Below are 13,258 nucleotides of genomic sequence, written 5' to 3' on the forward strand. Positions count from 1 at the left end.
CTGATCACCCGCGTGAGCCGGCTCGGACGCCGACACGGATACCGGGGCGGGCGCCGGCCGGGAGCCGACGCGGTCAGACCGGCTGCTCACCCGCCATCGCCGCCGCCATCCGCAGGTGCAGCGCCGCCTCGTCCGGCCTGCCCTGCCGTTCCAGCGTGCGGCCGAGCATCAGCCGCGCGTAGTGCTCGACCGGGTCGCGCTCCAGGACGGCACGCAGCTCGGTCTCGGCCCTGCCCAGCTGCGCCGAGTGGTAGTAGGCACGGGCCAGCAGCAGCCGGGGCGCCACCTGCTCGGGCACCTCCTCGACCAGACCGCGCAGGATGCGGACCGCCGTCATGTACTCCTTGGCGTCGAAGAACAGCTGTGCCCGGTTCCACCGCTCCGCGGCCGTCCCGAACTCGTAGTAGCTCTCGCTCACGTGCTCTCCTTCCCTGGTCACGCGCTTGCCGACCCCGTCAACAGCACGGCGGGTCCTTCCATTCCACCTCAGGAAGTCGGGCCCATGACCGGACCGGGACACCGAACAGGAACTAGGTTGGGCCCATGAGCAATCTCGATCGTCAGGCCGCCCCGTCCGTGTGCGGCGGCCGGGGCTTCGTCGTTGCCGAGCCCGTCCGCGAGCTCCTGAGCCCCCGCCGAGTCCAGCTCGGCGAGTCCACCGAGGTCCGCCGGCTGCTGCCCAACCTCGGCCGCCGCATGGTGGGCGCCTGGGCCTTCGTCGACCACTACGGCCCCGACGACATCGCCGACGAACCCGGCATGCAGGTCCCGCCGCATCCGCACATGGGCCTGCAGACCGTCAGCTGGCTGCACGAGGGCGAGGTGCTGCACCGCGACAGCACGGGGTCGCTGGCGACCATCCGCCCGAGGGAACTGGGACTCATGACCTCGGGACGGGCGATCAGCCACTCGGAGGAGAGCCCCCAGCAGCACGCCCGCTACCTGCACGGCGCCCAGCTGTGGGTGGCGCTGCCGGACGCGCACCGGACGGTCGAGCCGCACTTCCAGCATCACGCCGAGCTTCCGCAGGTCACCGCCCCGGGCCTGACCGCGACGGTCGTGCTCGGCACCCTCGACGGAGCGACGTCGCCAGGCACGACGTACACCCCGATCGTCGGCGCGGACCTGGCCCTGGCGGGCGGCACGGAGGTGATGCTGCCCCTCGATCCGGACTTCGAGTACGCGGTGCTGTCCATGTCGGGCGAGGCCCACGTGGACGGGGTCCCGGTGCTCCCCGGCTCGATGCTCTACCTCGGCTGCGGCCGCTCCGAACTCCCGCTGCGCGCCGAGTCGGACGCCGGCCTGATGCTGCTCGGCGGGGAGCCGTTCGAGGAGGAGATCGTGATGTGGTGGAACTTCATCGGCCGGTCCCACGAGGAGATCGAGGCGGCCCGTACGGACTGGATGGAGAGCTCCCGCTTCGGCGAGGTCCACGGTTACGACGGGGGCCGCCTCCCGGCCCCGGCACTGCCGCCGGTGGCGCTGAAGCCGCGGGGGCGCGTGCGGTGACCTGGGGGTACGAGTAGCGGTGGCGAGACCCGTGTCGGGCATCCGCACGGGGCCCGCCCCACGCCGCTACGGGTACCTCACCACTTGGACTCCCAGTACAGGGCGTTGAAGGCGACCCGGAGCGGCGCGGCTCCGCTGCTGTCGTACGCCCAGCTGCTGCCACCGTTGTTGGAGTCCCGGACACATCCGTGCTGTCCCAACCGGTCGGCGGCCTGTCCCGGAAGAGACCGGGGAAACGACGCGACGGGTGAGCCTCCCACAAGAGGCTCACCCGTCCGTCTTCGACACTCGACTGACCCGGTCAGGTCAGGTCAGCTGGGTCTTCAGCTGTTCGTCGGAGCACCGCCTGCGTGATCGGATTCTCACTGAGCAGGTACTTTGCGGTGCACGCGTGCCTCCCAGGGCACCAGAGTCAGTGACGCTTTCAAGGGGGCGGCGTCCTGGACGTTTCCGATGACAAGGTCGGCGTGCTCCCAATCGGCGGGGAGGCGGACGTGCGCCGGTTCGCCTGTGAAGTTGCCGAGGACGAGGAGTTCCGTGTCCTCGTACCGGCGTGTGAAGGCGTACACGCGCTCGTCGTCCGGGAGCAGTGGCGTGAAGTCGCCGTGAGCCACGACGGGTTCGGTGTGTCGCAGAGCGATCAGGCGCCGGTAGTAGTGATAGACGGACGTGCTGTCGGCCATGGCGGCCTCGGCGTTGATCTCCACGTGGTCGGGGTGGACGGGGATCCACGGCTCGCCGCTGGTGAAGCCGGCGTTGGGGGAGTCGTCCCACTGCATGGGGGTGCGGGCGTTGTCCCGGCTCATGGCCCGCAGACCCTCGAGGACCCGCTCGGGATCTTCACCGCTCGCGACCGCGTGGGCGTAGTGGTTGAGCGACTCGATGTCCCGGAAGTCGTCGATCGAGGTGAACGCGGCGTTGGTCATGCCGAGTTCCTCACCCTGGTAGATGTAGGGCGTTCCGCGGTGCAGGTGCAGGTGCAGGTGCAGGTGCAGGACAGGGGCCAGCATGGTCGCGGACCGCTCGCGGTACTGCGGGCCGTCGTCGCCGAAGCGTGAGACGATCCGCGGCTGGTCGTGGTTGTTCCAGTAGAGGCTGTTCCAGCCGGTGTCGTTGAGCCCGGCCTGCCAGCGGCCGAGCGATGCTTTGAGGTCGTGCAGGCGCAGCGGCCGAACGTCGAACTTGCTGTCCCCGTGGTCGAGAGCGACGTGTTCGAACTGGAAGACCATGTCGACCTCTGCACGGGCCGGGTCGGTGAAGAGTCTGGCCTCCTCGACGGTCACCCCGGGCATTTCGCCGACGGTCAGGAGACGGTTCTCACGGCCGGCGAAGACCTCGCGGTGCATCTCCTGGAGGAACTCGTGGATGCGCGGACCGCAGTTGAAGGACGGCGATCCGTCCCCGTACCGGCGGCCCTCGGGCACATGGCCGTCGGGCAGGGCCGGATCCTTGGAGATGAAGTTGATGACGTCCATCCGGAAGCCGTCGACGCCGCGGTCGAGCCACCAGCGCATCATGGCGTACACGGCCTGGCGGACCTCCGGGTTCTCCCAGTTGAGGTCGGGCTGCTTGCATGAGTAGAGGTGGAGGTAGTACTCGCCGCTGTCCCGGTCGTACTCCCACGCCGGCCCCGAGAAGGCCGAGCCCCAGTTGTTCGGTTCGGCCCCGGGCGTACCGGGCTCCATGCCGGGGCGGGCGGGCCGCCACCAGTACCAGTCGCGCTTGGGGCTGTCCGGGCCGCTGCGGGCCTCGGCGAACCATGGGTGCTCGTCGGAGGTGTGATGGACGACCAGGTCCATGACGAGCTTCATCTCGCGCTCGTGGACGGCGGCCAGCAGTGTGTCGAAGTCGTCCAGGGTGCCGAAGGCCGGGTCGATGTCCTGGTAGTCGCTGATGTCGTACCCGTTGTCGTCCTGCGGTGACGGGGAGACGGGTGACAGCCACAGGACGTCGACGCCGAGGCCGGCGAGGTAGTCCAGGCGGCTGGTGATGCCGGGAAGGTCGCCGATGCCGTCACCGTTGCTGTCGCGAAACTGCGAGGGTAGATCTGGTAGACGACGGCCGATGTCCACCAGGGATGTGTCTCGGTCATTTGATGGAACCTCGCATCGCTCCGGAGATCACCCAGCGCTGGGCGAAGACGTACAGAAAGAGAACCGGCGCCAGCGCCATGAGGTAGGAGGCGAAGGCCACGGTGTAGTCGGTGTGGAACTGGCTCTGGAAGATGAACTGCACCAGGGGCAGCGTCTGCGCGCTGGGGTCGGAGAGGACGACCAGCGGCAGAAGGAAGTCGTTCCAGGCCCACAGGCAGGTGAGGATGCCGACGGTGGCGTTCATCGGGGCGAGCAGGGGGAAGATGATCCGCCAGAAGATTGTCCAGGTGCCGGCGCCGTCGGTACGGGCCGCCTCTTCGAGTTCCCTCGGCACCGACCGCAGGAAGCCGACGTACAGGAAGATGTTGAAGGACAGTCCGTAGACGACGTACAGCAGGATCAGCCCGGCCTGGTTGTCCAGGCCCAGCAGGGCGGTCTGCTTGACGACCGGCAGCATGATGATGGGGAACGGGACGAACGAACCGACCGTGCCCCGAGTGCTGTCCCCCTCGATGTGGATGTCCAGCACAGCGACTTCACCCACTGGGCCCGCGGCGCGGCGGCCACCGCCATCCAGGCCTACGTCCTGGGCGACGTGACGGCAACGGGCTGAGGCCGGTCACCGGTGCGGAGGTGAACAACGACCGCGACGGGGGCGGGGGAGTCGCCTCGCCCCCGTCCCACGGGCCGGTCAGGCCCCTGCCGGGTCGAGGAAGTGGAAGCCGGGCCGGGGGTGCATGAGGAAGTCGTGGTGCGAGATGTTCCACGCATAGGCACCCGCGAGGGCGAATGCCACCCGGTCGCCGGCGCGCAGACCCGGTGCCGGGACGTGACGGGCCAGGAGGTCCTTGGGGGTGCACAGCTGGCCGGTCAGCGTGACCCGGTCATGCCGGGCAGCCGGACGGGGCCAGGGGTGGGGCCAGGTGTCCACCGGGAGGACGGAGCAGGGCTGGTCGTGACCCTTGGTCGCCGGGGTGCGCAGGTGGTGCGTGCCGCCGCGGACGACGGCGAACTCCTCACCGTGGCTGTGCTTCACGTCCAGCACCTCGGTGGCGTACCAACCGCAGTACGCGGTCAGGGCGCGGCCCGGCTCGATGCGCAGGGTGAGGGCGGGGTGGGCGGCCGTGAGGCGGGCGAGCCCGGTGCCGTACGCCGTCCAGTCGAAGCGCTGGTCGGGCGCGGCGTAGTCGACGGTCATGCCGCCGCCGACATTCACCTCGGCGAGGCGGACGCGGTGGCGGGCGGCCAGCTCCGTCGCCCACGTCACGATGGATTCGGCGACCGCGAGCTGTTCGGGGGCGCGCAGGCCGCTGGCCAGGTGGGCGTGGACGCCGCGCAGCCGCAGATGCGGGTAGGTGCCGTCGCTGAGCAGGCGGACGACCGTGTCGGCGTCGGCGGGGTCGAGGCCGAACGGGGTGGGCCGGCCGCCCATCGCCAGCGAGCTGTCCGCCAGCGAGCCGTCGGACACCGCGAGGTTGAAGCGGAGCAGGACCCCGGCCTTCGCGTCCGCCCTCCGGGCCAGCTCCGCCAGCATGTGCAGCTCGTACACGCTCTCGACGTGGAAGCGTTCCACGCCCAGTTCCAGGGCCGAGGCGATCTCGGCCGGCGTCTTGCCGGGGCCGCCGATGGCCAGCGGGCGGCCCGGTACCGCCTTGCGGACGTGGGCGAGCTCCCCACCCGAGGAGACCTCGTAACCGTCGACGTACGGGCCCAGCGCGGCGAGGATCTCCGGCTCCGGGTTGGCCTTCGCGGCGTAGTACAGCTCGACGTGCTCGGGCAGGGCTGTCCGTACGGCGGCTGCGTGCTCGCGCAGCGCCGCCAGGTCGTAGACGTACGCCGGGAGCTCGTCGGCGGGCAGGGAGATGACGCGGTCACGCACCGCGGCGGTGGGGGCGGTCATCGGGCGTCGCTCCAGATGTCGTGGTCATGGACCGTTTCGGACAGCACGTCCTCGGCGAGCGGGGAGGGCAGGCGGACGTAACCGGCTTCGCGGTCGGCCTTGCGTTCCCAGCGCGTCAGCAGGTTGGCCTTGGCGGGCAGCGGTACGCCCGCGAGCAGCGCGGCGAGCCGCGGCGGGCAGCCGTACCGGTCCGCGTACGCCTGGAGGGTGGCCCGGACCTCGGCCCACAGGGCGCGCTCGGTCTGCGGATGCAGGTCGGCGACGGCGGCGAGCATTTCGGCGACGTGGTTGACCAGCAGGCAGTAGACGACCCGGTCCCAGCCGCGCTCGGCGTCGTACGTCATGGGGCCGGCGACCGCGGCGGGCAGCCCGTCGAGGGCGTCGGCGTGGTGCTGGGGGAGGAGCTTGGTGCCCTCCAGGTCGCGGAAGAGGACCTGGGCGGGCATGCCCTCTTCGTCGACGCAGACGAGGACGTTCTGCAGGTGCGGCTCCAGGACCAGGCCGTGGTCGAAGTACCCGGCCAGGACGGGTGGGACGAGCAGCTTCAGATACGCCGACCACCAGTCGAGGGCGGTCCCCGGCCCTGCCCCTTCGAGGAGCCGGGAGATGTGGCCGGGACCGGTCGGGTACTCGTCGGCGACGGCCGCCGCGAGCAGCGGGGTGGTGCCGGGCAACAGCCTCGCCGCAAGGCCCTCGCGGACGATCACGCCGAAGCCTTCGAGCAGGGCGCGGTCCGGAGCACCGTCGGGCCCCGGCAGAAGCAGGCTTCGGTAGGCGGGCTCGCGGAGGACGGCGCTGCCGGGGAAGCGGGTGGCCATGGCGTTCAGGACCGGCTCCAGCAGCCGGGTCATGGCCACCGCGCCGGACAGCTCGTAACTGGCGTTCTTGCGCAGGCAGTTGGTGATGCGGACGTTCAGGCTGAACTTCAGGAACGTCTCGCCGTCGTACAGGGTGCGTACGGACGCGGTGGCGGCGAACGGCTTCCCGGCCGGGGCCAGTTCGAGGATGTCGCCCCGCTCGACCGCCTCGCGCAGCCCGGGGTGTCCGCTCAGCATCTCGTACTGCCACGGATGGGCGGGCAGCAGCCGGTAGCCGGCCGGGACGTCGGAACGCAGCCGGTCGAGCACGTCGGCCGAGCCGCGCTCGGCGGTCTCCTGCGCGATGAGATGCTCGCGCACCGCGAGGTGGCGTAGGGGGAAGGAGGCCCCGGTCTCGGGCGCGTACGACAGCCATGAGGCGGTGTCGCCGCTGCGTGCCTTGGGGGTGGGGTGGAAGCGATGGCCGAACAGCAGCGACTGCTCGGAGGCCAGATAGGTGGCGAGCCCGTCCGTGACGCCGACGCTCGGCTGGGGCCGTGCGGCGCGTACGCCGAGGGCGGCCGTGACCGCCTGGTGGCTGGAGGTGATCTGGTCCAGGAACTCCTCGTTGCGCACGCCCGTGCGCGACGACAGCTCGTCCTGCGTGTACGCCGCGAGGCGCCGCCAGTCGATCTCCCTCCAGTCGCCGTCGCGCCGCTCCCGCACCGGCCCGGTGAAGCGGTGCGCGCCCAGCAGCGACGTACGGCGCAGGGCGACGCGCAGCAGTACGCCGCGGCGGGGCAGACGCAGCAGCAGGTGGCCGTCGGTGACGGTCCGGTGCTCAGGGCCGGGCATCTCTCGCAACAGGCAGTTGAGGAGGGTGTGGGCCACGGCGTCGTCCGCGGTGGGAAGCCCGCTGGGGGTGGCGGAGACGGGGGTGGCACCGATCGAATCGGTCAGCGGCATAAACGGCTCCAGCGGATGCGGAGAGAGCGGAGGTTCGGGGACGGAGGGCGGCGTTTCCCGTGGCCGGCCAGGGGCTTGGGGAGCGCGGGGGCGCTCATCGTGCCATCGCCGCCCGCAGGAGGTAGTTGGGGCCGGTGGTGTAGTGCTTGTTGATGTCCGCTGCCCCCGAACGCTCCTTGGTGAGCAGCGTTCCCGCGGTGACCATCGCCTTGACCGGCAGCTCGTGGGCGTCGAGCACATGGGCGCGCAGGATCCCGCCCGGCTCCCCGGCCCCGGTACCGAGCCGGTCGACGGCCTCGGTGAGCCGGTCGCGTACGAGGTCCAGCAGCGTTCCCAGCGGGGCGCGGCCCTGTCGGGCGAGCCCGAAGGCGTAGGCCCCGGTGCACAGGTGGACGGTAATGGTGGTGAACAGGTCGGTGACCGGCCTGTCGTCCTCGCCGAAGATCCGGGCGTCGTCGAAGTCGGACGGCTCCGGGGCGTCGGCTCCCAGAGTCTCTCGCATGCGGGCGGTGTTGATCCGCGGCCCGTCGTTGTCCTTGAGCAGCAGCCGTAGACGGGATCGGCCGTCCCCGTCCCGGTCCAGGACGACGGAGATGTTCTGCTGGTGGGACTCCAGCGCGATGCCGTAGCCGAAGAGCGTGGTCTGCCAGTCGAGGAGCAGGGTGAGGCAGGCGTCGAGCAGCGCGATCGGGTCGCCGCCGTAGAAGCGGTCGGCGAGGTGGTCGATCACCATTGCGCCGCTTGGTGCCTCGCTCAGCAGGGCGGCCATGGGCGTGACGACGGCGGAGTCGAGTCCGGCGGGGTAGCGGCGGGCAAGTACGGCGAGGAGTTCGTGCCCGGCGTGGGCGTACACCGTCTCGTCGGCGTGCAGAACCGTGTCGCGGAAGCGCGGCTCGCGGGCGACCACCGTTCCCAGGAGGCGCTGGCCGGCGGCGCCGTCGACGAGGGTGCCCGGCTTGATGGTGCGGCGGTTGCGCAGGCCCAGGGTGGCGGTGGCGAGCGGCAGTTTGAGGTGGAGGGCCGGGTCGGCGGCGAGAGCCACCGTACGCATCGACAGGGTCGGTACGGCCTCGAGATACGGGTGGTCGGCGAGCACGGCGCGGTCCTGGAGGCCCGTCGCCCGCAGTGCCTCGCGCAGGGGCGCTCCGACGGTGAGCGGGTGGACGGGGAGGGCGATATGGCTGTGGAAGAGCTCCGGGAGGCCGAGGATCGCCGGCGTGGGCCACCGGTCGGGAAGCCGGGCGGTGCCACCCGGGACGGTGAGGGCCTCGCGCGGCACGGCGATCCAGCGCAGCGCGAAGCGGGGGTGGAACTCTGGGGCGTAGGCGCGCAGTTGCTCTTCGTCCAGGCCGGAGCGTCCTCGCGCGGTGGGGTAGACCGGGTGGTCATGGCGGGCGGCGAGGGTGTCGTGGGCGAGTCCGCCGACGAGGCCCGTCCAGTCGGCGGGGTCGGCGCCGTGACGGCCGGTGAGACGGCCGGTGACCTCCTCGCGGGTGCGGGCGTGCAGCCGCATGGTGGCCAGGGTCTGGCGGCACTCCTCGGCGAAGGTGCCGAAGCCGGCCCGGTCGGCGGGGTGCGCGTGCGCGCTCAAGGCGGCGAGGACGTCGTCGTGGGACACGAGCTCACGGCCGTCCGACTCCCGTACGAGCAGCGGCAGTCGCGCGGTGTACCTGTTCTGGAAGCCGTCCTCGGCGACCGGGAGCAGCAGGGCGTCACCGTCCGCGTCGTGGGGGAGCCGCAGCCAGAGGCCGTCCTCCCGCTCCACCGGCGTGGAGCGGGTGCGCAGGCCCGCGACGTCCTCGCGCAGCAGCGCACCGAGCACGCGCAGCAGCAGGTCCGCCTCCGTGCCGACGGCTGTGGTGGTCACCGTCATGGAGTGAACTCCCAGCGCTGAGCGGCGAGGAAGTCGGCCACGACCCGGTCGACGGTTTCCTGGTCGGTGCCGGTGGCCCGGACCACGCCGAGGTAGTCGCGGTTCGTGTGGTACAGACCGTGCCGCTCGCCGACCTCGCGTAGTGGCCGGTACGTCAGGTTCACACCGTCCACGACGAGATCGGCGGCCGCCGGGGCCGATGTCAGCGTGCCGGCCCTGTCGGCGCAAGGGCATTCGAGCCGGGCTGCGCCGTCGGTACGGGCGCCCAGGTCGGCGGGCAGCGGCTCGCCCAGGTGCGTACGGAGTATGTGCTCGAAGAGCGGGATGTCCAGCAGTTGGGCCAGCAGCAGGTCGCACTGGTCCCCGATGGCACGGTAGTTGACCTCGATGATGCGGGCGCGGCCCTCGTGCACCACGAACTCGGTGTGGCACGCGCCGAAGCCGACGCCGAGCGCGTCGAGCTGGGCGAGGATCTGCTCCACGACCGGCTCGGGGTGGGCGGCGACGAAGGTCAGCCGCTGCTCGACGAAGTACGGCGGGGCGGACAGCCCGGTGTGGAAGCCGCCCAAAACGTGGCGTACGCGACCGTCACCGAGCGTCTCGAGGGTGTAGAGCTCGCCGGCGAGGTACTCCTCGACGACCAGCGCCGCCTCCGGGCGCCGCTCCTGGATCTCCTTGCAGCGCAGCAGCAGGTCCTCGGGGCCGTCGGCGAGCACCACGTCCTCGCTGGCCACGCCCTCGCGGGGCTTGACCACGCAGGGGAACGGCACGTCGAGGCCGGTGAGTACGGCCGGGTCCTGGCCGGCGGCCAGCTCGGTCGACCACACCGTGTCGGCCCCGGTCACGGCGAGGTGGCGGCGCATATGCGCCTTGTCCTTGGCGCGCAGCGCGGCCTGCCAGGGCTTGGCGGGGAGCCCGAAGTAGTCGGCGGCGAGGGCGGCCTGGGTCTGCAGGTGGTCGCTGTTGGTGAAGACCGCGTCGGGTGTGTGGTGGGTCGCGAGCCGGGTGATGACCGCGCGGAAGTCGCGTACGTCGCACTCCAGGACCTCGATGTCCGGGTGCGTGCGGCGGTGGGCCCGGGGCTGGTCGGTGAGCACGGTGACGTCGAGGCCGAGCCGGGCTGCGGCGGGGAGGAAGCCTTCGGTGACCGAGTCGGTGGGGTTCAGTGCGAGCAGGTACAACCGCATGGGCGGTGGCCCCTTCCGAGTCGAGGACGTGGGGACGGGCGGCGTGGGGAGAGGCCGGCGGCGGCGCAGGCACCGACCGGCCCTCGTCCTCGGCGCGGCAGCCGAAGTTAGGCAACCCTAAGTTATCAACTCCCGTGCGGCTCGCGGAAATCGACCCCCCTGATCGCCGGGGTGGGCGTTCGACTAAGGTAAGGCTTACCTTTTCATTCTGTGACGCCCGAGCTACCGTGCCGCTCCATGAAGGACTGCCGATGACCATGGCCACAGGGACCGCGACAGCCGGCCCCGTCGTGACCGCGGCCTCCGCGCTCGCCCGTACCTACCGCGAACTCGTGGCCTCATGCGAAGCGCTGAACGTGCGGATCGCTTCCGTGGCACCCGAAGTGCTCCTCGACGGGGCCGAACTGACGCGGAGCGAGAAAGCGCTGGACGCCTTCATCGACGCCGAGTCCGCCCGCATCCGGGAACATCACAGACATGCGCCCCGCAGGGACGTCGCCGCCTCCCGCGTCCTGCACGACTACCTCTGGTCCGTCAGTCTGCTGATGAGCGGCCCCTGGTACTTGGAGCGGCGCGTGCCGCGCATCGCCCCGCAGGATGTCCGCATCGACGTCGAGGCGGCCGCGTTCGCGATCGTCCCGGGTTCCGACTTCGCCTGCCTGCCCGACGACCCGGCGGCCGGGATGCCAGGTGTCCGGGTGGTGGCACACGAAGAGGCGCTGGGCGCCGAGCTGCGCGCCGCCGTCGCCGACCACGTAGGACCTTTGCTGGCGGCTGTCGGGCCCCATGCGCGCCGCAGGCCAAGGGCCTTGTGGGGCATGGCCGGCGACGATCTGGTCTCCGGGATCTGGTACCTCGGCCGCATGCTCGACCAGGAGGACCGGGCGATCCAGGCCGCGACCGAGCTGCTTCCGACGGCCGTCCCGCCCTTCCCCGGCGGCGCCGACTTCCGCCGGCTGGCAGGTCGAGACGGGCGGCGGCACCCGACCCGCACACGCCTCGGCTGCTGCATGTACTACACCTTCGACGCCGCCCAGGCGTGCTCGACGTGCCCCCGGACCTGTGACTCGGAGCGCTTGCGGAGGCTGGAGGACGCGGGCTGACCGCGGCGGAGAACGGCGGCGGGCCGGCACCGCGGCGTACGGCTTCTCCGTACACCTCCGACGCCGGCCCGGCAGAGGTCAGGACCCGCAAGGGCTGAACAGCTCACCGCGGTCGCCCTGTCGGTCAGGCGGGCGACGGGGGGTGCCTGCGCCGCGGTCAGCCGCGTGGTGAGTGCGGTGAGTCGCCGGACCAGCGCGTCGGGATCGGATCTGGTCATGGCGGTGAGCCCGATGGTCGCCGTCCCGTGACTGAGCGGTCTGAACCTGCCTGCACGGCGCACCGCGGCGGCCGCGGCGGGCACCACGGGGACACCGAGACCGCACTCGACCATGGCGATCTGTGAGGTCACCGACCGTGCCCAGTGGGCCGGGAGAGGGCTGAAACCGGCGGTTCGGCACAGCGAAGCCATGGCGTCGTGGCAGTCGGGCGAGATGTGGCGGTGAAGCCACACCCAGGTGTCACCCGAGAGCTCCGCCAGCTCCAGTGGATCGGTGGTGCCGGCCGCCGGGTGATCGGCGGGAAGGGCCGCGACGAACCGGTCGACGAACAGCGAGGTCGCCGTGGTGCCGCGTACCGGCGCGGTCTGGCGCACGATCGCCCAGTCGAGCGTGCGGTCGAGCAGGCCGGCTGCGGCCTCATGGGTGTCGATCTCCTGAGTGCGGATCTCGATGTCGGGTACGGCGTCGTGGCAGCTCGCCGACCGCCCCGTCCTGGCCTACGACGCACCGGCTGCGGTGCCACGGTCTGCGAGGACCTCGACGCCGCCTCCATCCCGTTCCTGGTGTCGTCGCCGAGCAGGAGCTCTCCGACCACGGCAACCTGCTTGACCGCTTCCTCGCACTCCCCGTGCCCAGGATTTCGTGTACGGCGAACAGAACAGCTCGCTGTCCTCCCTCCGGGCACTGGCCGCAGGCGGTGTCGAACTGGCCGATATCAGCCACAGCGCCCACTTCCCGATGTACTCCAACCCACTCGAGATGTGGTCTCGCATCGCCGACTTCGTATCACGAACCGACGTCGGCTGCTGACGGTGGTACGCACGCTGCGCGTCCGGATGCGTCCTCGCGGCGATCAACAAGAGCCCTGGGCAGCGCGGTGCTCCGCGCTGCCCAGGGCGATCGGGCCCGCCGGCCGGTGCCTGTTCAGGCGGACCCTGCCTCTCGGTGGGCGGACGGGTAGTCCTCGGCCAGGGCTCGCTCGAGGTGCTCGGTGCGGAATCCGGCGCGGACAGACCACCAGTAGCCGACCAGGGAGAGCACGAGGAGGGCCAGCAGGGGCGTACGGTTCAGGCGGCGCCGGCTCGGTCTGCGGGCCGTATGCGCCGTAGTAGGAGTGCGGCAGGATGGCCAGGAGGACGGTGATCAGCCAAATGCCGCCGTCGAGGTGCTTGCGCCCCTCAGTCGTACCGGTTGCCGACCGGACGTGCCGGAGCGGCGCTTGCCGGCGATGAACTGCCGTCCGGTGGTTTCCATCACTGCTCCAGATCTGTATCGGCCGGTCCGGCGGGCGGGGCGGTCTGCTCGCCCCACAGATCGCCGAGCGTTTAACCGTGCGGGAAGGGGTCGGTCACGTCCAGGACGAACTGGCTGAACGCGGTGATCCAGCCGCGCCCGCTGATCGTCGGCAACACGGCCTCGTACGGGCCGGCCTGGGAGGTGCCCACGAGCGTGCCGGTGATCGACTCGTGGACGAACGGTGTGTTCAGCGGGAGTTCGTGGCATAGTCGGCGGCCGCGCCACCGAGGAGGCTGCCGCTCCTATGGCGTCTGTTCACCAGCGTCCGCGTGCAGTCCAAGACACAGCCAGTTGAATGCCCGGAGCACTGGGGCG

Annotated in this window: 11 protein-coding genes and 1 pseudogene; 2 read left to right on the top strand and 10 right to left on the bottom strand. The window is 71.2% G+C overall.

From position 1 onward, the window contains the following. Positions 1–73: 73 nt before the first annotated feature. Entirely contained in the window at positions 74–418 is a 345-nt protein-coding gene (locus ACWD0A_RS00995; RefSeq protein WP_451293345.1) for a tetratricopeptide repeat protein, read from the bottom strand. A 125-nt stretch (positions 419–543) separates the two neighbouring features. Here ACWD0A_RS00995 and ACWD0A_RS01000 point away from each other — a divergent pair, with 125 nt between their 5' ends. Beyond that, a complete protein-coding gene (locus ACWD0A_RS01000; RefSeq protein WP_451293347.1) occupies positions 544–1,509 on the top strand; it encodes a pirin family protein in 966 nt (321 codons plus the stop codon). Positions 1,510–1,586: 77 nt separating this feature from the next. Here ACWD0A_RS01000 and ACWD0A_RS01005 read toward each other — a convergent pair whose 3' ends face one another. The 7 genes from ACWD0A_RS01005 to ACWD0A_RS01035 form a co-directional block, all read right to left on the bottom strand. Further along, entirely contained in the window at positions 1,587–1,709 is a 123-nt protein-coding gene (locus ACWD0A_RS01005; protein ID WP_451293349.1) for a hypothetical protein, read from the bottom strand. Positions 1,710–1,871: 162 nt separating this feature from the next. Beyond that, on the bottom strand, positions 1,872–3,581 hold the full coding sequence (locus ACWD0A_RS01010) for a glycoside hydrolase family 13 protein (RefSeq protein ID WP_451293351.1): 1,710 nt from the start codon (positions 3,579–3,581) through the stop codon (positions 1,872–1,874). Positions 3,582–3,597: 16 nt separating this feature from the next. Further along, positions 3,598–4,146 (bottom strand): carbohydrate ABC transporter permease, encoded by a 549-nt coding sequence (locus ACWD0A_RS01015; RefSeq protein ID WP_451293353.1) that lies wholly within the window; start codon positions 4,144–4,146, stop codon positions 3,598–3,600. Between the two features lie 147 nt (positions 4,147–4,293). After that, the gene (locus ACWD0A_RS01020) at positions 4,294–5,502 is read right to left on the bottom strand and encodes a type III PLP-dependent enzyme (protein WP_451293355.1); all 1,209 of its coding nucleotides are present in this window, start codon (positions 5,500–5,502) and stop codon (positions 4,294–4,296) included. Beyond that, the gene (locus ACWD0A_RS01025) at positions 5,499–7,265 is read right to left on the bottom strand and encodes an IucA/IucC family protein (protein WP_451293357.1); all 1,767 of its coding nucleotides are present in this window, start codon (positions 7,263–7,265) and stop codon (positions 5,499–5,501) included. Before ACWD0A_RS01025 ends, ACWD0A_RS01020 begins: the two co-directional genes overlap by 4 nt. Before the next feature lie 94 nt (positions 7,266–7,359). Further along, positions 7,360–9,138 carry an IucA/IucC family protein gene (locus ACWD0A_RS01030; RefSeq protein WP_451293359.1) on the bottom strand — a complete coding sequence of 593 codons (1,779 nt, stop codon included), beginning with the start codon at positions 9,136–9,138 and terminating at the stop codon, positions 7,360–7,362. Then, positions 9,135–10,325 (bottom strand): ATP-grasp domain-containing protein, encoded by a 1,191-nt coding sequence (locus ACWD0A_RS01035; RefSeq protein ID WP_451293361.1) that lies wholly within the window; start codon positions 10,323–10,325, stop codon positions 9,135–9,137. Before ACWD0A_RS01035 ends, ACWD0A_RS01030 begins: the two co-directional genes overlap by 4 nt. 251 nt (positions 10,326–10,576) lie before the next feature. On the opposite strand from ACWD0A_RS01035, the gene ACWD0A_RS01040 reads away from it, so the two are divergent. Continuing rightward, positions 10,577–11,428: an iron-sulfur protein gene (locus ACWD0A_RS01040; RefSeq protein WP_451293363.1), complete on the top strand. Its 852-nt coding sequence runs from the start codon at positions 10,577–10,579 to the stop codon at positions 11,426–11,428. Here ACWD0A_RS01040 and ACWD0A_RS01045 read toward each other — a convergent pair. Then, positions 11,341–12,108 (bottom strand): annotated as a pseudogene (locus ACWD0A_RS01045) (LysR family substrate-binding domain-containing protein); the annotation flags it as partial. The gene ACWD0A_RS01040 and the pseudogene ACWD0A_RS01045 overlap by 88 nt on opposite strands. A gap of 864 nt (positions 12,109–12,972) precedes the next feature. Then, complete coding sequence (locus tag ACWD0A_RS01050) at positions 12,973–13,134, bottom strand: proline racemase family protein (RefSeq protein ID WP_451293541.1); 162 nt, start codon at positions 13,132–13,134, stop codon at positions 12,973–12,975. Positions 13,135–13,258: the final 124 nt, after the last annotated feature.

The sequence above is a fragment of the Streptomyces sp. NPDC002867 genome (genome assembly GCF_053591895.1).

Coding starts and splice junctions, on each gene's coding strand:
- ACWD0A_RS01000 (WP_451293347.1), top strand. CDS start 544: ATGAGCAATCTCGATCGTCAGGCCGCCCCGTCCGTGTGCGGCGGCCGG.
- ACWD0A_RS01025 (WP_451293357.1), bottom strand. CDS start 7,265: ATGCCGCTGACCGATTCGATCGGTGCCACCCCCGTCTCCGCCACCCCC.
- ACWD0A_RS01020 (WP_451293355.1), bottom strand. CDS start 5,502: ATGACCGCCCCCACCGCCGCGGTGCGTGACCGCGTCATCTCCCTGCCC.
- ACWD0A_RS01035 (WP_451293361.1), bottom strand. CDS start 10,325: ATGCGGTTGTACCTGCTCGCACTGAACCCCACCGACTCGGTCACCGAA.
- ACWD0A_RS01040 (WP_451293363.1), top strand. CDS start 10,577: ATGACCATGGCCACAGGGACCGCGACAGCCGGCCCCGTCGTGACCGCG.
- ACWD0A_RS01030 (WP_451293359.1), bottom strand. CDS start 9,138: ATGACGGTGACCACCACAGCCGTCGGCACGGAGGCGGACCTGCTGCTG.